Below are 20,341 nucleotides of genomic sequence, written 5' to 3'. Positions count from 1 at the left end.
CCATGTCGAAATTTTTTATCGACCGCCCCATTTTCGCCTGGGTTATTGCCCTGGTGATCATGCTGGTCGGGGCACTGTCGATCCTGAAGTTGCCCATCAACCAATACCCGGCCATCGCGCCGACCGCCATCGACATCCAGGTGACCTACCCAGGCGCGTCCGCACAAACCGTGCAGGACACCGTGGTGCAGGTCATCGAGCAACAGCTCAACGGTATCGACAACCTGCGTTATGTTTCCTCGGACAGTAACTCCGACGGCAGCATGACCATCACCGTAACGTTCAACCAGGGTACCAACCCGGACATCGCCCAGGTTCAGGTGCAGAACAAACTGAACCTGGCGACTCCACTGCTGCCGCAAGAAGTGCAGCAGCAGGGTATCCGCGTGACCAAGTCGGTGAAGAACTTCCTGATGGTGATCGGTCTGGTGTCGGAAGACGGCAGCATGACCAAGGACGACCTGTCCAACTACATCGTGTCGAACATCCAGGACCCGATTTCCCGGACCGCAGGTGTCGGTGACTTCCAGGTGTTTGGTTCGCAGTACGCCATGCGCATCTGGCTTGACCCAAGCAAGCTGAACAATTACCAGCTCACGCCAGTGGATGTCAGCACCGCGATCTCCGCACAGAACGTGCAGGTGGCTACCGGCCAACTGGGTGGCCTGCCTGCCCTGCCCGGCACTCAGTTGAACGCGACCATCATTGGCAAGACGCGCCTGCAGACGGCGGAGCAGTTCGGCAACATCCTGATGAAAGTCAATACAGACGGCTCCCAGGTACGCCTGAAGGATGTCGCGCGTATTGAGCTGGGTGGCCAGAACTACAGCATCGCTGCACAGTTCAACGGCAAGCCGGCTTCCGGTATGGCGATCAAGCTGGCTTCGGGCGCCAACGCCCTGGACACCGGCAAAGCAATCCGTGCCACCGTAGCGCAGCTCGAACCCTTCTTCCCGCCAGGCATGAAGGCGGTGGTGCCGTATGACACCACCCCGGTCGTGACCGAATCGATCTCCGGCGTAGTCCATACCCTGGTCGAAGCGATCGTGCTGGTGTTCCTGGTGATGTTCCTGTTCCTGCAGAACTTCCGTGCCACCATCATCACCACCATGACCGTACCGGTGGTGCTGTTGGGTACCTTCGGGATCCTGGCGGCGTTCGGTTTCACCATCAACACCTTGACCATGTTCGGCATGATCCTGGCCATCGGCTTGCTGGTGGATGACGCCATCGTCGTGGTGGAAAACGTCGAGCGGGTGATGGCCGAGGAACACCTGTCGCCCAAAGAAGCGACGGTCAAGTCCATGGGCCAGATCCAGGGTGCCCTGGTGGGTATTGCCCTGGTACTGTCGGCGGTACTGTTGCCGATGGCATTCTTCGGTGGTTCCACCGGTGTGATCTACAAACAGTTCTCCATCACCATCGTTTCGGCCATGGCGTTGTCGGTACTGGTTGCGCTGATCTTCACCCCGGCCTTGTGCGCCACCATGCTCAAGCCGATCGACCCGGAAAAACACGGCCAACCCAAGCGTGGTTTCTTCGGCTGGTTCAACCGCACCTTCGACCGTGGCGTACTGAGCTACGAGCGCGGCGTGGGTAACATGATCAAGCACAAGATCCCGGCGTTCCTGGTGTACGCACTGGTTATCGCCGGCATGATCTGGCTGTTCATGCGCATCCCTGCGGCGTTCCTGCCCGATGAAGACCAGGGCGTGATCTTTGCCCAGGTACAGACGCCGGTCGGTTCTACGGCTGAACGGACGCAAAAAGTCATCGACGATATGCGCATCTTCCTGCTCAACGACAAGGAAGGCGAGCCGGGCGAAGGCAAAGGCGTGAAATCGGTATTTACCGTAAACGGCTTCAACTTCGCCGGTCGTGGCCAAAGCTCGGGCCTGGCCTTTGTGATGCTCAAGCCGTGGGACGAACGTGACGCCTCCACCTCGGTGTTCGAGATCGCCAAGCGCGCCCAGGGCTACTTCATGCAGACCTTCAAGGACGCCATGGTATTTGCCATCGTGCCGCCGTCTGTACTGGAACTGGGTAACGCCACGGGCTTCGACGTGTTCCTGCAAGACCAGGGCGGTGTCGGCCACGATAAATTGATGGCGGCGCGTAACCAGTTCCTCGGTATGGCAGCACAAAGCAAGATTCTGGCAGGTGTGCGCCCCAACGGCGTGAACGATGAGCCGCAGTACGAGCTCACCGTCGACGACGAGAAGGCCAGTGCCCAAGGCATCACCCTGTCGAGCATCAACCAGACCCTGGCGATTGCCCTGGGTGGCAGCTACGTCAACGACTTCATCGACCGCGGTCGGGTGAAGAAGGTGTACGTACAAGGTGAAGCCGCCAGCCGCATGTCGCCTGAAGACCTGAACAAATGGTACGTGCGCAGCGACTCCGGGAAGATGGTGCCGTTGTCCGCCATCGCGTCGGGCAAGTGGATCTTCGGTTCGCCGAAACTCTCGCGCTACAACGGTGTAGCGGCGATGGAAATCCTCGGTACTCCGGCACCGGGTTACAGTACCGGTGACGCCATGGCCGAAGTCGAGCGTATTGCCAAGCAACTGCCGGCAGGTATTGGCTATGCGTGGACCGGTCTGTCGTACGAAGAACGTCTGTCCGGCTCCCAGGCACCTGCGCTGTACGCCCTGTCGCTGCTGGTAGTGTTCCTCTGCCTCGCGGCCCTGTACGAAAGCTGGTCGATCCCGATCGCGGTGATCCTGGTAGTGCCCCTGGGGGTTGTGGGTGCGTTGATAGCGACCAGCATGCGCGGGTTGTCCAACGACGTGTTCTTCCAGGTGGGCCTGTTGGTAACGGTGGGCTTGGCGGCGAAAAACGCCATCCTGATCGTGGAGTTTGCCAAAGAGCTCCACGAACAAGGCAAAGGCATCGTCGAGGCGGCCATCGAGGCGTCACGCATGCGTCTGCGGCCGATCATCATGACCTCCATGGCGTTCATCCTCGGCGTATTGCCGCTGGCGATCTCCTCGGGTGCAGGTTCGGGCAGCCAGCACGCCATCGGTACCGGTGTCATCGGCGGTATGATCACGGCCACTGTATTGGCGATCTTCTGGGTGCCGTTGTTCTTCGCAACCGTATCCGCTGCTGGCGAGCGTAAAAAGACTGACACAACTGAAACCCCTAAAGAGGCTGGCCAATGAGCAAGTCGCTACTTTCCCTAGCCGTCACGGCATTCGTGCTCAGTGGCTGCTCGCTGATACCTGACTATCAGCGCCCCGAAGCGCCGGTGGCCGCACAGTTCCCGCAGGGGCCGGCGTATTCGTCGGCCCAGGCGCCGAGCCAGGCCGCTGCCGAGCAGGGCTGGAAGCAGTTTTTCCATGACCCTGCCCTGCAACAGCTGATCCAGACCGCGCTGGTGAACAACCGTGACCTGCGTGTCGCGGCCCTGAACATCGACGCGTATGCCGCGCAATACCAGATCCAGCGCGCCGACCTGTTCCCGGCCGTTTCGGCCACGGGCAGCGGCAGCCGTTCGCGCACTCCGGCCCGCCTGTCGCAGACTGGCGAGTCGACCATCAGCAGCCAATACTCGGCCGGTCTCGGGATCAGTTCTTATGAGCTGGACCTGTTCGGTCGCGTGCGCAGCCTGAGTGAAGAAGCCCTGCAAAAGTACTTCGCCACTGAAGAAGCGCGGCGCAGCACCCAGATCAGCCTGGTGGCCAGCGTGGCCAATGCCTACCTGACCTGGCAGGCCGACAAGGAACTGCTCAAGCTCACCCAGGACACCCTGGATGCCTACGAGCAGAGCTTCAAGCTCACCTCGCGCAGCAACGAAGTCGGCGTGGCCTCGGCCCTCGACCTGAGCCAGTCGCGGACCTCGGTGGAAAACGCCCGGGTTGCCCTGGCACGCTATACCCGCCAGGTGGCCCAGGACGAAAACAGCCTGACCCTGCTGCTGGGCACCGGCCTGCCGGCGAATATCACCAGCAAGCCGCTGTCGGATGACCTGCTCAGCGAAGTGCCGGCCGGCTTGCCATCGGACCTGCTGCAACGTCGTCCCGACATTGTGCAAGCCGAGTACAACCTCAAGGCGGCCAACGCCAACATCGGCGCGGCGCGTGCCGCGTTCTTCCCGAGCATCACCCTGACCGCCAGCGCCGGCACCGCAAGCCCGAACCTGGGCGGTTTGTTCAAGGGCGGTTCGGGCACCTGGTCGTTCGCCCCGCAGATCAACATCCCGATCTTCAACGCCGGCAGCCTGCGCGCCAGCCTGGACTATTCGAAGATCCAGAAAGAGATCAATGTGGCGAACTACGAGAAGGCGATCCAGACCGGCTTCCAGGAAGTGTCCGACGGCCTCGCCGCACGTGAAACCTACAAGCAGCAACTGGATGCCCAACGCGGCTTCGTCGCAGCCAACCAGGATTACTACCGCCTGGCCGAGCGTCGCTACCGCATTGGTGTCGACAGCAACCTGACGTTCCTCGATGCCCAACGCCAACTGTTCAGTGCCCAGCAATCGCTGATCACCGACCGCCTGGCGCAGCTGACCAGCGAGGTCAACCTGTACAAGGCCCTCGGCGGCGGCTGGAACGAGCAGACCGCGAAGAACGAGCCGTTGAAAGAAGAAGCACCGGCGCTGAAGTTGTTCTGATGGTGTTGTAAAAAGTCGCACCGCTGCAAAAAAAACCGCTTCCCTCACCGGAAGCGGTTTTTTTATGCCTCACTTTTGCCCTGATAACTTGCGTTCGATCATCGCCCACAACCCGCCCTTCCCCACTTTCCTCGCCCCCGCACCGCCCCGCACCATGGCCGCCACCTGCATAAACCCAATAACAACAGGTCCTTTCGCCATGAGCACTTTCCACCCGCGCCGGCTGCTGCTGGCAACCGCTGTCGCCAGTCTCGCCCTGCCCGTCGTCGCCGAAGAACACGGTTTTCTCGAAGACGCCAGCGCCAACCTCAACCTGCGCAATTTCTTCTTCAACCGCAATTACACCAACCCCACCAAGGCCCAGGGGGGTGCGCAGGAGTGGACCCAGAGCTTCATCCTCGACGCCAAGTCCGGCTTTACCCAGGGCACTGTAGGTTTCGGCGTGGATGTGTTGGGGTTGTATTCGTTGAAGCTCGATGGCGGACGCGGCACCGGGGGTACCCAACTGCTGCCGTTGGATCATGATGGCCGCCCTGCGGATGAATTCGGGCGCCTGGGCGTGGCGTTCAAGGCGCGCATTTCCAAGACGGAAGTGAAGGTCGGCGAGTGGATGCCGGTGCTGCCGATCCTGCGCTCAGACGACGGCCGCTCCCTGCCGCAAACCCTGCGCGGCGGCCAGATCACTTCCAAAGAAATCGATGGCCTGACCCTCTACGGCGGCCAGTTTCGTGCCAACAGCCCGCGGGACGACAGCAGCATGAACGACCTGTCGATGTTCGGTAAAACCGCGTTCACCTCCGACCGCTTCAACTTCCAGGGCGCCGAGTACGCGTTCAACGACAAGCGCACCCAGATCGGCCTGTGGAATGCCCAACTCAAAGACATCTACAGCCAGCAGTTCATCAACCTGATCCACAGCCAACCGCTGGGCAACTGGACCCTGGGCGCCAACCTCGGTTTTTTCTACGGCAAGGACGACGGCAGCGCCCGCGCCGGCGAGCTGGACAACAAGACCTGGTCGGGCCTGTTCTCCGCCAAGTACGGCGGCAACACCTTCTACCTCGGCCTGCAGAAACTCACCGGCAACAGCGCCTGGATGCGCGTTAACGGAACCAGCGGCGGCACCCTGGCCAACGACAGCTACAACGCCAGCTACGACAACGCCCAGGAGAAATCCTGGCAAGTACGCCACGACTACAACTTCGCCGCCCTCGGTGTGCCGGGCCTGACCCTGATGAACCGCTACATCAGCGGCAGCAACGTGCACACCGGCACCGTCACCGACGGCAAGGAATGGGGCCGCGAAAGCGAACTGGGCTACACCGTGCAAAGTGGCAGCCTGAAAAACCTGACGGTGCGCCTGCGTAATTCCAGCATGCGCCGTGACTACAGCAACAATGAGTTCGATGAAAACCGGTTGATCGTCAGTTACCCGATCAGCCTGCTGTAAGACCGAATTACATTTCTGGAGGAACCATCTGAAGCGTCAGGACAATTCCAGGAGACAGGGTCAATACCAGGCCCCCTATAGGGATTACACATGGACGTTTCAAACCGTATTGCACACGCTCAACCCAACCTGCCTGCCGGGGCGCACAGTTCGACGACTGCGCGCCCTACAGCCTTCAACAATAGCCACTATGGCCTTGTATTACGCCCCCGCCCGGTACTCACGCCCGACAACCCGGTCCAAGCTCACCGACACCCCTTTCTGGATGACGACAATTTAAAAGCCAGCGGCCAGTCGGTGTGGGAGCAAGACAACTCCTTCAGCCTGAACAACAGTCTGATCCTTGAAACCGGCGACAAGGCCGACCAGGTCCATATCAGCCAGACGTACTCCGGCCAACTGGATGTTCGGGTCAACGGCCAGTTATATCGTTTTGACAGTCAGGATAAAGACGGTAAAGCACTCACCTTTCATCTCAAGACCCACGGCGGTAACGACAACATCCGCATCGACGCCAACGTGACGCAGCCCGTCATCGTGGAGGCTGGCGACGGCAATGACCGTGTGCAGGCCGGCGCGGGCTACACCCGCCTGTTCGGTGGTAAAGGCGACGATGTGCTGCGCCTGGGTAGCGGCCTTGGCTATGCCGAAGGTAACGACGGTGACGACACACTCATCGGCGGTACGGGCGACAACGTGATGTACGGCAACAACGGCAATGACCGCCTCTACGCCGGTGCGGGTGCAAAAAGCAAAACCAGCTACCTGGATGGCGGTAACGGTAAGGATTTACTGTACGCGGGCAACGGTCATACCGTGTTGCATGGAGGGCCCGGTGACGATCGCTTGATCGGCCACGATCGCAGCACGTTCTACACCGGCAGTGGCTGCGACAAGGTGATTGCCAATCGCCCTGGCGACCGGATCTACGCTCAAGCGGGCGATACGATCAAGCGCCTCAACGGCTCGGTGTTGACCACCGTCACAACCGACCAGTCGTCGCTTGTAGGTTTTCGCATCAAGGGCTCTGCCGATTTTATTCAAAGGGTCGAAGACGATCTGGCCTTGCTGCGCAGTTCTCCCCAGGGCAAACAGATGCTGGCCGAGATGAATGCGATCGCCCTACGTAACGGCGCACCGGTGATGCTTATGGAGGATCGGGTCGACGTGGGTAGCGGCTACGTTTATGGCAGTCAGGAACTTAAGGCATTGCTGCAATACGAACGGCCCCCCGTGGTGGGGGACGACCCCAAGTGGGGGTTTATGGTCGACGGTGTGCCGGGGTCTCGGGCTGACCGGGCTGAAATCATCTACAACCGTTCCGCCCTGAACGTACTGGGTGCCAGCACGTACTCACCGATCACGACGCTCTATCACGAAATGGTTCATGCCTATAACGCTGGTAACGGCACGGCTTTATCGGGCTCGACCACTGAAACATTCGAGGGCGAGCAACACGATGTCCCCAACAGCGAACGTCAGGCCGTAGGGCTGCCCACCACACCCGCGACCGTCCCCAACCCCAAACCCTTCACTGAAAACGCCTTGCTTGAAGAGATGGGCAAGCCACTGCGCACACAATACGTGGGCTGACCCCTAGCGATGCTCGTTTGTCAGCCTGTAACCTCCCACCGCCCATCTTGCTGTATGGTGCGCGCCTGCCGCTGCTGATCCACCCCGCAGCGGCCTTCCATTCGAGCCCGCGCACACCATGAAATCCTTCGCCATCGCATCCGCCGTGCTGACCCTGGCCTTGAGCCTCAGCGGTTGCATTGGCTCGCCCATCGCCCTGACGCCAGAGACCGAACAGCGCCTGCAAACCCAGGCGCCGATCCGCTTCCTGCTGACCTTCGATGACGGCCCGAGTGCGTCGGGCTACAACAACCCGAGCCGGTCGGTGATAGCCGACCTGGCGCAGAACCCGGTGCTGCCGCAGATCAAGGCGGTGTTCTTCCTGCAGACCGAAGCGGCTCGCTCCGGCGGCAGCTCACGGGGTCGCAAGACCATGGAGCGCGAGTATGCGGCCGGTCACATCCTGGCCTTCCACACCGCCACCGGGTTTCACACCAACCACCGCTGGCTGAACGACGCGGAACTGGAAAGCACCCTCACCCGAGGCGCGGCCGATATCGCCGCGATCACCGGCAGCCTGCCGGTGCTGGTGCGCCCGCCGTTCTGGAATTACGACCGCCGCACCTTCGCCGCCTATCAGCGCCATGGCATGCACGTGCTGCTCACGGATTTAAGTGCCAATGACGGCAAGATCTGGGGCTTCAACGGCAGCCCGCGCAGGCGCGCCAATCTGTATCGACAGTTGTCGGTAGTGCGCGAGCGCATTGCGTTGGGTGAGTTGCCGACGGTGGACGGTGTGATACCGGTGGTGGTGACCTTCCACGACATCAACCGCTACACCGCGCGGCATATGCAGGAGTACCTGCAGATCCTGCTGGACAGCGCCCGGATCAACGGCCTGAAGACGTCCGCGGAGCCCTTCTACACCGACACGGCCCAGCTTCAGCGCGCGGCGCTGGCGCGTACGGTCAAGGATGTGAGTGAAGAGGTGCATCTGCCTGGCGTGTGGAATTGGGTGTGGGACGCCGACTCCCACTGATGTTTAAAACCCGGTAAAGACTAGCGGTGGGAGCAGGCTTGCTCGCGAATGCGATGTGTCAGTCAGCACAGGTATTAACTGAACCACCGCTTTCGCGAGCAAGTCCGCTCCCACGTTTTGACCGTATTTCAACTCAGTCAGCCTGGCGCGACTCGACGCCCAGCTCATCCCACACCGATTCCGCCAGGTGAAACGTCGCATTCGCTGCCGGGATCCCGCAGTAGATCGCGCTCTGCATCAGCACTTCCTTGATCTCGGCGCGGGTGACGCCATTGCTCGCGGCGGCGCGCAGGTGCAGCTTGAGTTCTTCACCGCGGTTCATGCCGATCAGCATCGCGATGGTGATCAGGCTACGGGTGTGCCGGGGCAGACCGGGACGGGTCCAGATGTCACCCCAGGCATGGCGGGTAATCATTTCCTGGAACTCGCTGTTGAATTCGGTCAGGGCATTGAGGCTGCGGTCGACATGGGCGTCGCCCAGCACTTCGCGGCGCACCTGCAGGCCCTCGGCATAACGTTGTTTCTCGTCCACGAAAAGCTCCTCAGTGGCCCAACAAGAATTCAATGACGCAGTCGCTGAATGCCGCACCGGCCTGCACATTGGACAAGTGCGCCGCATAGAACTCGGCGTACTCTGCGCCCTGTACATGGTTCTGGATAAAGTGGCTGCCCGCAGGCGGTGTGACGGCATCTTCAGTGCCGGCAATGACCAGGGTCGGTACTGTGATCGAAGCCAGTTGCTCGCGGAAATCCGCGTCACGTACCGCTGCACAATTGGCGGCATAACCTTCGGGCGAAGTGGCCGCCAGCATGTCGGTAATCTGCTTGGCCTGGTACGGGTTGGCGGCCGCAAAGTCTGCGGTGAACCAGCGTGCAATCGATGCATCGCGCAGCGCTACCATCGCCGCTGCGCCATCACGCAGCACCATTTCAATGCGCGGGTTCCACACCTCGGGCGTGCCGATCTTGGCGGCGGTGTTGCACACCACCAGGCGCTGCAAACGCTGCCCGGCATTGATACCAAGCCATTGGCCAATCAGGCCGCCCATGGACAGCCCGCAAAAATGCGCGCGTTGGATATCCAGTGCATCCAGCAGCGCGATCACATCCTGACCGAGTTGCTCAATGCTGTAGGGGCCTGGGGTAACCAGGGATTTGCCATGGCCACGGGTATCGAAACGCAGCACGCGAAAATGCTGGGTGAAGGCCGGGATCTGGAGGTCCCACATGTGCAGGTCGGTGCCCAGCGAGTTGGAGAGCACCAGTACTGGCGCACCCTCAGGCCCGTCCAATTGGTAATGCAGTTCGCCCTCGGCGAGTTGTACAAATGCCACGGTGGTCTCCTCAAGCAAAGTGTTCGGCTACGGCGCGGGTGACCCAGGTGTGGGCCTGGCCCAGGTAGTGGGCAGGATCAAGCAAACGGTCCAGCTCAATCGCGGACAGTTCGGCGGTGACTTGCGGCTCGTCCGCCAGGACCGCACGCAGGTGCCGCCCCTCTGCGACGGCACGCTTGCAGCACTGCTCCAGCAGATGGTGGGCGGTTTCGCGACCGAGGCGCTGGGCAAGCACGATGCTGACGGCCTCGGCCAGTACCAGGCCGTGGGTCAGGTCGAGGTTTTGCGCCATGCGCTGCGGATCGACTTCCAGGCCTTCGCTCACCAGCAACGCCTGATGTAAAGCGCCGGACACCAAACGGCAGATCTCCGGCAGGGTTTCCCATTCCGCATGCCACAGGCCCAGGCTGCGTTCGTGCTCTTGGGGCATGGCGCTGAACATCGTCGAGACCAGGCCCGGCACTCGGGTAGCGGCGCTGATCAGCACGGCCGCACCCACCGGGTTGCGCTTGTGCGGCATGGTGGACGAGCCGCCCTTGCCCGGAGCCGACGGCTCGAACACCTCGGCAGCTTCGGTCTGCATCAACAAACTGATATCACGGCCCAATTTGCCCAGGCTGCCGGCGATCAGGCCGAGCACGCTGGCGAACTCTACCAAGCGATCCCGTTGGGTGTGCCAGGGTTGCTCGGGCAAGCTCAGTTGCAACTCAGCCGCCAGCGCTTCGGCCACCGGCATGGCCTGCTCACCAAGCGCTGCCAGGGTTCCGGATGCGCCGCCGAATTGCAGCACCAGCAAGCGCGGTTTCAGCGCCGTCAGGCGCTGGCGGTTGCGGGTAACCGCGCCCAGCCAACCGGCGATTTTCATCCCCAGGGTGACCGGCGTTGCATGCTGCAACCAGGTACGCCCGGCCAAAGGCACGTCGGCATATCGCTGGGCCTGGGCGGCAAGCCTATCCCCCAGGCGCACCAAATCCGCCTCGATCAACTCCACCGCCCGCCGCAGTTGCAGCACCAGGCCGGTGTCCATCACATCCTGGCTGGTCGCCCCCAGATGCACGTAGCGCTCAGCCCCGGCATCTTCACTGGCAATCAACTTACCCAGCGCCTTCACCAGCGGAATCGCCGAATTACCCGCCGTGGCAATCGCCGCGCCGAGGGCATCCACGTCATACAACGAGGCCAGGCACGCCTGGGCGATCGGTGCGACGGCGGCCTGGGGAATCACCCCGACCTGGGCCTGGGCCCGGGCCAAGCCCGCTTCAACATCCAGCATGCCCTGCAAGCGTCCCTGGTCGCAGAACACCTCGGCCATGCTGCCCGCCGTGAAGTAAGCGTCGAACAATTGATTGCTCGTGCGCAAAGTCATAACGCGTCCCTTATAGATCGTGGTGCAAGTACTCCGCCTGTTTCGGCAGACGCAAGCTGAACAGGAAGGCCACCGCCATCATGCCGGTGACGTACCAGTAGAAGGTGTTTTCCATGCCCATGGATTTGAGGCCCAGGGCCACGTATTCCGCCGAACCACCGAAGATCGCGTTGGCCACCGCGTAGGCCAGGCCTACCCCCAGGGCACGCACGTGAGGCGGGAACATTTCCGCTTTCACCAAGCCGCTGATGGAGGTGTAGAAACTCACAATGGCCAGGGCCAGGGAGATCAACACAAAGGCCAGGAATGGGTTGGTGACGGTTTTCAAGGTCAGCAGAATCGGCACCGTGCACAGGGTGCCGAGGGCGCCGAACCAGAGCATCGAGTTACGACGGCCGATCTTGTCCGAGAGCATGCCGAACAGCGGCTGCATGCACATGTACACAAAGAGCGCGCCGGTCATGATGTAGCTGGCGGTCTTGGCGTGCATGCCGGCCGTGTTCACCAGGTATTTCTGCATGTACGTGGTAAAGGTGTAGAAAATCAGCGAGCCGCCGGCGGTGTAGCCGAGCACGGTGATAAACGCCGCCTTGTGGTTGCGGAACAACGCAGCCACGCTGCCGGCGTCCTTGTCCTGGCGGGTTTCCTTGCTGGTGGTTTCCTTGAGGGTGCGACGCAGCAGCAGGGAGATCACCGCCGCAATGGCGCCGATCACGAACGGAATCCGCCAGCCCCAGGCGCGCAATTCTTCTTCGGTAAGGATCTGTTGCAAGATCACCACCACCAAAACCGCCAGCAGTTGCCCGCCGATCAGGGTTACGTACTGGAACGAGGCGAAGAAGCCGCGCTGGCCCTTGAGTGCGACTTCACTCATGTAGGTCGCGGTGGTGCCGTATTCGCCACCCACCGACAAGCCCTGGAACAGCCGCGCCACCAACAGCAACGCCGGGGCCCAGGCGCCGATGTCTTTGTAGGTGGGCAGGAAGGCGATCACCAGGGAACCGGCGCACATCATCAGCACCGAGATCATCATCGAGTTCTTGCGCCCGTGCTTGTCGGCCACCCGGCCAAACAGCCAGCCGCCGATCGGGCGCATCAGGAAGCCGGCGGCGAACACGCCGGCGGTGTTGAGCAGTTGGACCGTGGGGTCGTCCGACGGGAAGAACGCCGGCGCAAAATAAATGGCGCAGAAGGCATAGACGTAGAAGTCGAACCATTCGACGAGGTTGCCGGAGGATGCCCCTACGATCGCAAAAATCCGTTTGCTGCGTTCTTCTCCGGTGTAGTGGCTCGTTGTTGTTGTCATGTTTTTTCACTCAGTGGGAACGGTTATAGCCTAGACATACTTTGCAACAACCATGTCATGCAAGCGGACTTTTGGATATGTGTTGCCTGGTAGAGCCCTATCGGTGGGCTTTCCTCCGATAGGGCCCTAAGGTCAACTCAATAATCGAAGAACACCGTTTCCTTCTCTGTCCCCTGCAAAATCACATTCCACTGATACACCCCCGCCGCATCCTGCTGGGCAATCAAGGTACTGCGACGCTCGGCTGGCACACATGCCAGCAACGGGTCATCACCGTTCAGCGCCTCGCCCTCGAAATAAATCCGCGTCAGCAGGTGTTTCACCAAACCCCGGGCAAACACCAGCACTACTAGGTGCGGCGCCTGGGTAGTGCCCTTCAAGCCCGGCACGGCACCCGGCTTGATGGTGGTAAAGCGAAACCGCCCTTCGGCGTCCACCGGCACCCGGCCGAAACCTTCGAAGTTCGGATCGACGGCTTTGTCCTGCTCGTCTTCCGGATGGTCATATTTGCCGGCGGCATTGGCCTGCCAGACTTCGAGCATGGCGTCATTGACGACATCGCCGTTGCCATCCACCACTTGCCCGCTGATCGCCACGCGTTCGCCGAGGGTGGCGCTCACGGTCAGGTCTTCGCGGTTCAGCCAGGTCAGGCCGATGTGGTAGTACGGCCCGACGGTGTGGGACGTGGTCGCGTTGAGTGTCATCTCATTTCTCCATCGGCGTGGCGTCGCGGCCGCGCAGGACGATGTCCCAGCGGTAGCCGAGGGCATAGGAAGGAATGGTTTTTTCCAGGTCGAAACGGGCGATCAAGCGTTCCTTGGCCGAGGTGTCCGGCACGCAGTTGTAGATCGGGTCGTATTCCAGCAGCGGGTCGCCGGGGAAGTACATCTGTGTGACCAGTCGCGTCAGCACACTCGGGCCGAACAGCGAAAAGTGGATATGCGCCGGGCGCCACGCGTTGTGGTGGTTTCCCCACGGGTAGGCGCCGGGCTTGATGGTCTGGAACTGGTACCAGCCATCGGCGTCGGTGACGGTGCGACCGGTGCCGGTGAAGTTCGGGTCCAGCGGCGCGTCGTGCAGGTCGCGCTTGTGGTTGTAGCGGCCGGCAGCGTTGGCCTGCCAGATTTCCACCAGAATGCCCGGCACCGGCAAACCGTTCTCGTCCAGTACGCGGCCATGAATGATGATGCGTTCGCCTTGGGGCTCGCCGTCATGCTGGGCAGTGAGGTCGTTGTCCTTGGCGTTGACACGCTCGGCGCCGATGGTAGGGCCGGTGATTTCCGACAAGGAATGGGGCAGGAACACCAACGGCTGGGACGGCGAACGCAGGTTCGTCGACTGGTAGGCCGGGTGCAGGTAATCAGGTTGAGTGCCCGCTTGCGGGCGCCGGTATCCAGGCTTGTCACTCATGGTGCAGTCCTCTCTTATTAGATGCGTTCAATCGCCAGGGCCAAGCCTTGGCCGACGCCCACGCACATGGTCGCCAGGCCTTTGCTGCCGCCGGTTTTTTCGAGTTGGTGCAGGGCTGTCAGCACCAGACGCGCGCCGCTCATGCCCAGCGGGTGGCCAAGGGCGATGGCGCCGCCGTTCGGGTTGACCTGGGGTGCGTCGTCAGCGATGCCCAGTTCACGCAGCACGGCCAGGCCTTGGCTGGCGAAGGCTTCGTTGAGTTCGATGACGTCAAAATCGGTGACCGCCAGGCCGAGGCGCTCGACCAGCTTGCGCACGGCCGGCACCGGGCCGATGCCCATCACTCGCGGTGCAACACCGGCGCTGGCCATGCCCAATACACGGGCGCGGGCGGTCAGGCCGTGTTTCTTGACGGCTTCGGCGGAGGCCAGGATCAGCGCCGCCGCACCGTCGTTCACGCCCGAGGCATTGCCGGCGGTGACGGTCTTGTCGGGGCCATTGACCGGTTTGAGCTTGGTCAGGGCTTCCAGGGTGGTGTCCGCGCGCGGGTGTTCATCCTGTTCGACGACGGTTTCGCCTTTTTTATGGGCGACCCGTACCGGCACAATTTCTTCGGCGAAAAAGCCAGCGGCCTGGGCCGCTGCGGTGCGTTGCTGGCTGCGCAGGGCAAAGGCGTCCTGGTCGGCGCGGGACACGTGGTAATCGTCGGCGACATTATCGGCGGTCTGCGGCATGGCATCCACGCCGTACTGCGCCTTCATCAACGGGTTGATAAAACGCCAGCCGATGGTGGTGTCCTCCAGCTTCATAGTGCGCGAAAACGCTGCGTCGGCCTTGCCCATCACGAACGGCGCGCGGGACATCGACTCGACGCCACCGGCAATCGCCAGCTCCATTTCGCCGCTGGCGATGGCGCGGAAGGCGGTACCGATCGCGTCCATGCCCGAGGCGCACAAGCGGTTGAGGGTCACGCCGGGAATGCTTTCCGGCAGGCCCGCCAGCAACAGCGCCATGCGCGCCACGTTGCGGTTGTCTTCACCGGCCTGGTTGGCGCAGCCGAGGAAAACCTCGTCGACTGCCGTCCAATCCACCGAAGGATTGCGCTCAATCAGCGCCTTGATCGGCAACGCTGCCAGGTCATCGGCACGCACGGTGGACAGGCCACCGCCGAAACGACCGATGGGAGTGCGGATGGCATCACAGATAAATACATCGCGCATCAGGCTTCTCCCGGCGCTTGGCCATGGGCGGCCGCGGTGCGTGCTTCAAGGTCACGCAGGGCGGTCAGCTCTACGTCTGTCGGTTCGGCGGTGGTGTCGACCTGGTCGGCAAAACGAATCGCCCAACCGGTGGCGGCCACCACTTGCTCACGGGTCACGCCAGGGTGCAACGCGGTGACCACGAACTCATGGGTGCCCGCTTCCGGCTCCATGATGCACAGGTCGGTAATAATCCCTACAGGCCCCGCCCCTGGCAGACCCAGGCGTTTGCGCGAATCGCCGCCTTCGCCATGGCCGACCGAGGTGATGAAGTCGAGCTTGTCGACAAACGAACGCGCCGACTGCTTGAGGATGATCAGCACGCTCTTGGCCGAACCGGCGATTTCCGGCGCGCCACCGGCACCCGGCAGGCGTACTTTAGGCTGATGGTAGTCACCGACCACGGTAGTGTTGATGTTGCCGAAACGATCGACCTGGGCCGCGCCGAGAAAGCCCACGTCGATGCGCCCGCCTTGCAGCCAATAGCGAAAGATCTCACCGGTCGGTACGACGGTGTCGGCGGTTTCCGCCAGCTCGCCATCACCGATGGACAGTGGCAGTACCGACGGCTTGGCGCCAATCGGGCCAGACTCGTAGATCAACACCACGTCTGGCGACGAGGTCAGGCGCGCCAAGTTGGCCGCCTTGGACGGCAGGCCGATGCCGACAAAGCACACGGAACCGTTCTTGAGGCGGCGCGCAGCGGCGACGGTCATCATTTCATTGGTCGAGTAAGCCATTATTTGGCCTCCTGCGCGGTGGCCAGCTTGGCCTGGAATTCGGTGAAGTCGGCAGTGCCGTGGATGTATTCGTTGATCCAGGCGGTGAAAGTCCCACGGTCGCGGGCGATCGGGTCCCACGCCTGGTAGAAGCGGTTATCACGCTCGTTGTAGCCATGGGCGTAGGACGGATGCGCGCCACCCGGCACATGGCACACCGCGGTCAGCGCCCAGGTCGGGAGCACGCAGCTGTTCATCGGCGCATTCAGGTCATCGACAATTTCTTCAACGGTGACGATGCAGCGCTTGGCGGCCAGGGCCGCTTCTTTCTGCACACCGAGAATGCCCCACAGCAACACATTGCCCTTGCGGTCGGCCTTTTGTGCGTGGATTACGGTGACATCCGGACGCACCGACGGCACCGCCGCCAGCACTTCGCCCGTGAACGGGCAGGTGACGGTCTTGATCAGCGGGTTGACCTTGGGCAAGTCGGAGCCGGCGTAGGCGCGCAGTACCGCGAACGGCAGGCCCGAGGCACCGGCGACGTAGGCATTGGCCAGGTCGGCATGGCTGTGTTCTTCGATTTCCAGCGGTTGCGGCCATTGCTTCTCGACCGCGTCCCGCAGGCGATGCAGGGAGCCCACGCCAGGGTTTCCGCCCCAGGAGAAAATCAGCTTGCGGGCGCAGCCGGCACCGATCAACTGGTCGTAGATCAGGTCAGGCGTCATACGCACCAGCGTCAGGTCTTTCTTGCCCTGACGAATGATTTCATGACCCGCTGCCGTAGGGATCAGATGGGTGAAGCCTTCCAGTGCGACGGTGTCGCCGTCGTTCACAAATTGCTTCACCGCGTCACGCAGCGCGAGGATTTCAGCCATGGGTTTCGGGCTCCCGGTATGGATCGAAAAAGGCGCTGAGGGGGCGCCGAAGTGCTTGAAGATTAAGCCGGGGAAATGGGCCAAACAATCCGATAATCGACTCAGCGTTCGATTATCGAACGGATTGTTGCCTGGCTAATCATCTGGAGGAACGCGGTAAATGTGGGAGCTGGCTTGCCTGCGACAGCATCGCCGGCCAGCCAGCTCCCACAGGGGCAGCGGTATCCTCAGGTAGCGTCGGCGTGGCTGACCATGCCTTTGATGACGACAGCGGCGGTTGCCAACGCAGCGGGGATCACCAACGCCGTGAGCACTTGTTCGAAGTTCCAGCCCAGGCCCAGTAAGGTCGCCCCCATCCAGGCGCCGAGAATCGCGCCGAAGCGACCGATGCCAAGCATCCACGACACGCCCGTGGCGCGGCCCTGGGTCGGATAGAAACGTGCAGCCAATGAAGGCATCGCCGACTGGGCACCGTTGACGCACATCCCGGCAATCAGCACCAGGGTTGCCAGTAGGGTGATATTGCCCAGGCTCTGGCCTACCGCGTAGGCAAACACCCCGGCCAGCAGGTAGAAGCTGCCGATGACCTTGTGCGGATTGAACCTGTCCATCGCCCAGCCCACGCCCACCGCACTCAGCACGCCACCAAACTGGAACAAGGCGCCGATGAATGCGGCCTGTTCCAGGCTGGCCCCGCTGTCACGCATCAGGGTCGGCAACCAACTGGTGAGCAGATAGACGATCACCAAGCCCATGAAGTAGGTGAGCCACAGCAGCAACGTACCGGCGCTGTAGGTGCCGGAGAAGATCACCGCAAACACGTTGCGCGCCTTGACGGTTTTTTGCTCGGGTACGCTGAAGCTGGTGGCTTGGCCGACGATAACGGGATCAATGGGAGACAGGGTTTTGCGCACCTTGTCGGTGCCGCGATTGCGCACCACCAGGTAGCGTGCCGACTCCGGTAGCCACAGCATCAGCACCACCACCAGGATCAATGGCAGGATGCCGCCGATCAGCAACAAAGCATGCCAGCCAAACGCCGGGATCAGCTTGGCCGAGATAAACCCGCCACCGGCCATGCCCAGGTTGAAGCCGCAGAACATACTGGTCACCAACAGCGACTTGTGGCGTTCCGGCGTGTATTCGGACAGCAGCGTCGTGGCATTCGGCATGCCGGCGCCCAGTCCCAGTCCAGTGAGAAAACGCAGCACCAGCAACTGATCGACGTTGCTGCTGTAGGCGGAGGCCAAGCTGAACGCGCCAAACACCAGTACCGCGCCCACCAGCACCACTTTACGGCCGAAGCGGTCGGCCAATGGTCCGGAACCCAGGGCACCAAACACCATGCCGATCAACGCGGCACTCATCACCGGGCCGAGGCTGGCGCGGTCGATGCCCCAGTCCTGGGACAGCGCCGGCGCGATAAAGCCCATGGCGGCGGTGTCGAGGCCATCGAGGAACACAATCAGGAAACACAGGATCACCACGCGCCACTGATAACGTGACAGTGGCTGGGCGTTGATGAAGGACTGAACGTCTAATGGGGTACCGACAGAAGGCTGATTCATTGTTTTTATTTCCACACCGATGGCGGGCTGACGACCTGGGGTCGTCATTATTATTGGTGCGCTTGAACAGCGCTGCCGCACATTAATAAGCCGGGGGAAACACCGTCAATTGAGCAAACCGGGATCTGTGCGGTGACCGAACAGCTTAGGCGAACAGTTGCGCGCTCAACTCACGGCTAGCGCTGAGCATGTTCGGCAGAAAGCGCTGTTCCAGCTCACTGCGGCTGACGCGTCCGGCATGGGTGCTGACGTTCAGCGCGGCCAGCACCTGACCCGATGCGTCATACACCGGCACCGCGATGGATCGCAGGCCTTGCTCCAACTCCTGGTCGACGATGCACCAGCCCTGCTGACGCACTTGTTGCAGGCATTCGAACAGCGCCGCGGGTGTGGTCAGGGTGCGGCTGGTCTTGGTTTGCAGGTCGGCATGGTCGAGGTAATCCTGCAGCGAGGCGTCGTCCAGCGCGGCAAGCAGGATGCGTCCCATGGAGGTGCAATAGGCCGGCAGGCGCCCACCCACCGACAGGTCCACGGAAATCAGGCGCTGGGTGGTGGCCGAACGGGCAATGTACAGAATGTCGTCGCCTTCGAGGGTGGCCATGTTGCAGGCTTCGTGGAGCTGCTCGCTCATGCGGTCCAGATAGGGCTGGGCCGACACGGCCAACGGCGTGGAAGACAAATAGGCATGGCCGAGGGTCAGGACTTTGGGCAGCAGCGAATAGGTCCGCCCGTCGGTAGTGGCGTAGCCGAGCTTGATCAGGGTATGCAGGCAACGTCGCACGGCGGCGCGGGGGATTTCCGTGCGGTGGCTGATCTGGGCGATGGTGAGGTGGCGCTTGCGTTCCTGGAATGCCTGCACCACGGCCAAGCCGCGGGCCAGGGACGTCATGAAGTCCGGATCACCGGTAAATGCCTGGATACGCTTGGCCGGAGAGGCAACGATCGGCGGCGCTACTGACGCGAAAGAGTTGCGCAATTGATCGTTCATATCGGGATCCTTTCTCTTATTGTCGACCGCAAGGGAGGTTCGGCTGCTATTACAAGCCGCGTCAGCCGGGATGCACAAGGCAGCGCTGACAACATTGTGCGATTATCGGACGATCATTCGATTATCGCAATTTTCCGGTTCGCGCCGTAGGCCAGCCCGCAGGATTGGGTAAAAGCAAACGGTGCTTATTAACCTGTTAAGTTGGGTAGAATTTATGACGCCAGAATTCACGCAGTTACCCGCGCGACGGTGTAACAAAACGCTCACACAAAGTTGACGGTTTTTAACTTTAAGCTGATAGTGTTATTCGAACGCGCCGCTATAATGTGCGCTATGCGCAGGTTCACCTGGTTTGTTTATCAGGTCGGGGCCACGCCAGATGATGCACCCGCTGTGCATGGTCGAAACTACATGCCTTGAATGCCCCCACTAAACAAGTGGCCGCGTGTGCTTATTCCAAACTTGAACGTTTCAACTTGGAACACGCGAGGACGCATGCCGGCATAAAGCTGCAACGTATTAACACTCAACTCAATTAGGTAGCAATGTGACGAAAGATGAACTGCGCGCGGAACTTGAGCGCCAGGAGCAACGTTACAAGGACGTTTACGGCGGGGAAGTCACCACCTACGCCGCCCAGCCTGAGCCTGAACGCAAACCCTGGCGCAAGCGAGCCAGCCTGCTCGACCAGGCATTTGCCCAGGAAATCCAAAAGATTGAACAAGAGCTGAAAACCGAAGAGCCATGAGCGATCCGGTCTGAGCCACAAGGTTCTGCCTCGGCTGCCGGCACATAGCCAGCAGCCGGCAACCTTGAATCCCACCACCATCGGTA

Annotated in this window: 17 protein-coding genes; 6 read left to right on the top strand and 11 right to left on the bottom strand. The window is 61.5% G+C overall.

Annotated elements, in window-relative coordinates; all coding sequences use genetic code 11:
- Positions 1-2: 2 nt before the first annotated feature.
- From BMZ57_RS09425 to BMZ57_RS09405, 5 genes are all read left to right on the top strand, one after another.
- The gene (locus BMZ57_RS09425) at positions 3-3,164 is read left to right on the top strand and encodes an efflux RND transporter permease subunit (RefSeq protein WP_010212313.1); all 3,162 of its coding nucleotides are present in this window, start codon (positions 3-5) and stop codon (positions 3,162-3,164) included.
- Positions 3,161-4,618, top strand: a complete 1,458-nt coding sequence (gene adeC / locus BMZ57_RS09420) for an AdeC/AdeK/OprM family multidrug efflux complex outer membrane factor (RefSeq protein ID WP_010212314.1) — start codon at positions 3,161-3,163, stop codon at positions 4,616-4,618. Before BMZ57_RS09425 ends, adeC begins: the two co-directional genes overlap by 4 nt.
- Before the next feature lie 199 nt (positions 4,619-4,817).
- Positions 4,818-6,068 carry an OprD family porin gene (locus tag BMZ57_RS09415; RefSeq protein ID WP_010212315.1) on the top strand — a complete coding sequence of 417 codons (1,251 nt, stop codon included), beginning with the start codon at positions 4,818-4,820 and terminating at the stop codon, positions 6,066-6,068.
- A gap of 90 nt (positions 6,069-6,158) precedes the next feature.
- The gene (locus BMZ57_RS09410) at positions 6,159-7,661 is read left to right on the top strand and encodes a M91 family zinc metallopeptidase (protein ID WP_083266222.1); all 1,503 of its coding nucleotides are present in this window, start codon (positions 6,159-6,161) and stop codon (positions 7,659-7,661) included.
- Between the two features lie 118 nt (positions 7,662-7,779).
- Complete coding sequence (locus BMZ57_RS09405; RefSeq protein WP_029529212.1) at positions 7,780-8,679, top strand: polysaccharide deacetylase family protein; 900 nt, start codon at positions 7,780-7,782, stop codon at positions 8,677-8,679.
- 133 nt (positions 8,680-8,812) lie between these two features.
- Here BMZ57_RS09405 and pcaC read toward each other — a convergent pair whose 3' ends face one another.
- The 11 genes from pcaC to pcaR form a co-directional block, all read right to left on the bottom strand.
- Positions 8,813-9,211 (bottom strand): 4-carboxymuconolactone decarboxylase, encoded by a 399-nt coding sequence (pcaC, locus tag BMZ57_RS09400; RefSeq protein WP_069672329.1) that lies wholly within the window; start codon positions 9,209-9,211, stop codon positions 8,813-8,815.
- Positions 9,212-9,221: 10 nt separating this feature from the next.
- Complete coding sequence (pcaD, locus tag BMZ57_RS09395; RefSeq protein WP_010212320.1) at positions 9,222-10,013, bottom strand: 3-oxoadipate enol-lactonase; 792 nt, start codon at positions 10,011-10,013, stop codon at positions 9,222-9,224.
- Between the two features lie 10 nt (positions 10,014-10,023).
- The gene (locus BMZ57_RS09390) at positions 10,024-11,379 is read right to left on the bottom strand and encodes a 3-carboxy-cis,cis-muconate cycloisomerase (RefSeq protein WP_010212322.1); all 1,356 of its coding nucleotides are present in this window, start codon (positions 11,377-11,379) and stop codon (positions 10,024-10,026) included.
- Between the two features lie 10 nt (positions 11,380-11,389).
- Complete coding sequence (locus BMZ57_RS09385; protein ID WP_010212323.1) at positions 11,390-12,685, bottom strand: MFS family transporter; 1,296 nt, start codon at positions 12,683-12,685, stop codon at positions 11,390-11,392.
- A gap of 137 nt (positions 12,686-12,822) precedes the next feature.
- Complete coding sequence (pcaG, locus tag BMZ57_RS09380; RefSeq protein ID WP_021492379.1) at positions 12,823-13,389, bottom strand: protocatechuate 3,4-dioxygenase subunit alpha; 567 nt, start codon at positions 13,387-13,389, stop codon at positions 12,823-12,825.
- 1 nt (position 13,390) lies between these two features.
- A complete protein-coding gene (pcaH, locus tag BMZ57_RS09375) occupies positions 13,391-14,095 on the bottom strand; it encodes a protocatechuate 3,4-dioxygenase subunit beta (protein ID WP_010212326.1) in 705 nt (234 codons plus the stop codon).
- 17 nt (positions 14,096-14,112) lie between these two features.
- Positions 14,113-15,318 (bottom strand): 3-oxoadipyl-CoA thiolase, encoded by a 1,206-nt coding sequence (gene pcaF, locus BMZ57_RS09370; protein ID WP_175439626.1) that lies wholly within the window; start codon positions 15,316-15,318, stop codon positions 14,113-14,115.
- Positions 15,315-16,097 carry a CoA-transferase subunit beta gene (locus tag BMZ57_RS09365; protein WP_175439627.1) on the bottom strand — a complete coding sequence of 261 codons (783 nt, stop codon included), beginning with the start codon at positions 16,095-16,097 and terminating at the stop codon, positions 15,315-15,317. Before BMZ57_RS09365 ends, pcaF begins: the two co-directional genes overlap by 4 nt.
- Complete coding sequence (locus tag BMZ57_RS09360) at positions 16,094-16,951, bottom strand: CoA transferase subunit A (protein ID WP_010212331.1); 858 nt, start codon at positions 16,949-16,951, stop codon at positions 16,094-16,096. The genes BMZ57_RS09365 and BMZ57_RS09360 overlap by 4 nt, the downstream gene beginning before the upstream one ends.
- Before the next feature lie 227 nt (positions 16,952-17,178).
- The gene (pcaK, locus tag BMZ57_RS09355; protein WP_010212334.1) at positions 17,179-18,519 is read right to left on the bottom strand and encodes a 4-hydroxybenzoate transporter PcaK; all 1,341 of its coding nucleotides are present in this window, start codon (positions 18,517-18,519) and stop codon (positions 17,179-17,181) included.
- A gap of 145 nt (positions 18,520-18,664) precedes the next feature.
- Positions 18,665-19,507, bottom strand: coding sequence for a pca regulon transcriptional regulator PcaR (gene pcaR / locus BMZ57_RS09350; RefSeq protein WP_010212335.1), 843 nt, complete (start codon positions 19,505-19,507; stop codon positions 18,665-18,667).
- A 547-nt stretch (positions 19,508-20,054) separates the two neighbouring features.
- On the opposite strand from pcaR, the gene BMZ57_RS09345 reads away from it, so the two are divergent.
- Entirely contained in the window at positions 20,055-20,255 is a 201-nt protein-coding gene (locus BMZ57_RS09345; protein WP_003189295.1) for a hypothetical protein, read from the top strand.
- Positions 20,256-20,341: the final 86 nt, after the last annotated feature.

It is taken from the genome of Pseudomonas simiae (assembly GCF_900111895.1).
GTDB classification, from domain to species: Bacteria; Pseudomonadota; Gammaproteobacteria; order Pseudomonadales; family Pseudomonadaceae; genus Aquipseudomonas; species Aquipseudomonas simiae.
The sequence above is the reverse complement of the archived record's forward strand: the minus strand, read 5'-3'. Positions and strand labels throughout refer to the sequence as shown.

What these genes read in the sequence shown, in the direction of transcription:
- BMZ57_RS09425 (WP_010212313.1), top strand. Translation starts at nt 3, where the DNA reads ATGTCGAAATTTTTTATCGACCGCCCCATTTTCGCCTGGGTTATTGCC.
- adeC (WP_010212314.1), top strand. Translation starts at nt 3,161, where the DNA reads ATGAGCAAGTCGCTACTTTCCCTAGCCGTCACGGCATTCGTGCTCAGT.
- BMZ57_RS09415 (WP_010212315.1), top strand. Translation starts at nt 4,818, where the DNA reads ATGAGCACTTTCCACCCGCGCCGGCTGCTGCTGGCAACCGCTGTCGCC.
- BMZ57_RS09410 (WP_083266222.1), top strand. Translation starts at nt 6,159, where the DNA reads ATGGACGTTTCAAACCGTATTGCACACGCTCAACCCAACCTGCCTGCC.
- BMZ57_RS09405 (WP_029529212.1), top strand. Translation starts at nt 7,780, where the DNA reads ATGAAATCCTTCGCCATCGCATCCGCCGTGCTGACCCTGGCCTTGAGC.
- BMZ57_RS09390 (WP_010212322.1), bottom strand. Translation starts at nt 11,379, where the DNA reads ATGACTTTGCGCACGAGCAATCAATTGTTCGACGCTTACTTCACGGCG.
- BMZ57_RS09385 (WP_010212323.1), bottom strand. Translation starts at nt 12,685, where the DNA reads ATGACAACAACAACGAGCCACTACACCGGAGAAGAACGCAGCAAACGG.
- pcaG (WP_021492379.1), bottom strand. Translation starts at nt 13,389, where the DNA reads ATGACACTCAACGCGACCACGTCCCACACCGTCGGGCCGTACTACCAC.
- pcaH (WP_010212326.1), bottom strand. Translation starts at nt 14,095, where the DNA reads ATGAGTGACAAGCCTGGATACCGGCGCCCGCAAGCGGGCACTCAACCT.
- BMZ57_RS09360 (WP_010212331.1), bottom strand. Translation starts at nt 16,951, where the DNA reads ATGGCTGAAATCCTCGCGCTGCGTGACGCGGTGAAGCAATTTGTGAAC.
- pcaK (WP_010212334.1), bottom strand. Translation starts at nt 18,519, where the DNA reads ATGAATCAGCCTTCTGTCGGTACCCCATTAGACGTTCAGTCCTTCATC.
- pcaR (WP_010212335.1), bottom strand. Translation starts at nt 19,507, where the DNA reads ATGAACGATCAATTGCGCAACTCTTTCGCGTCAGTAGCGCCGCCGATC.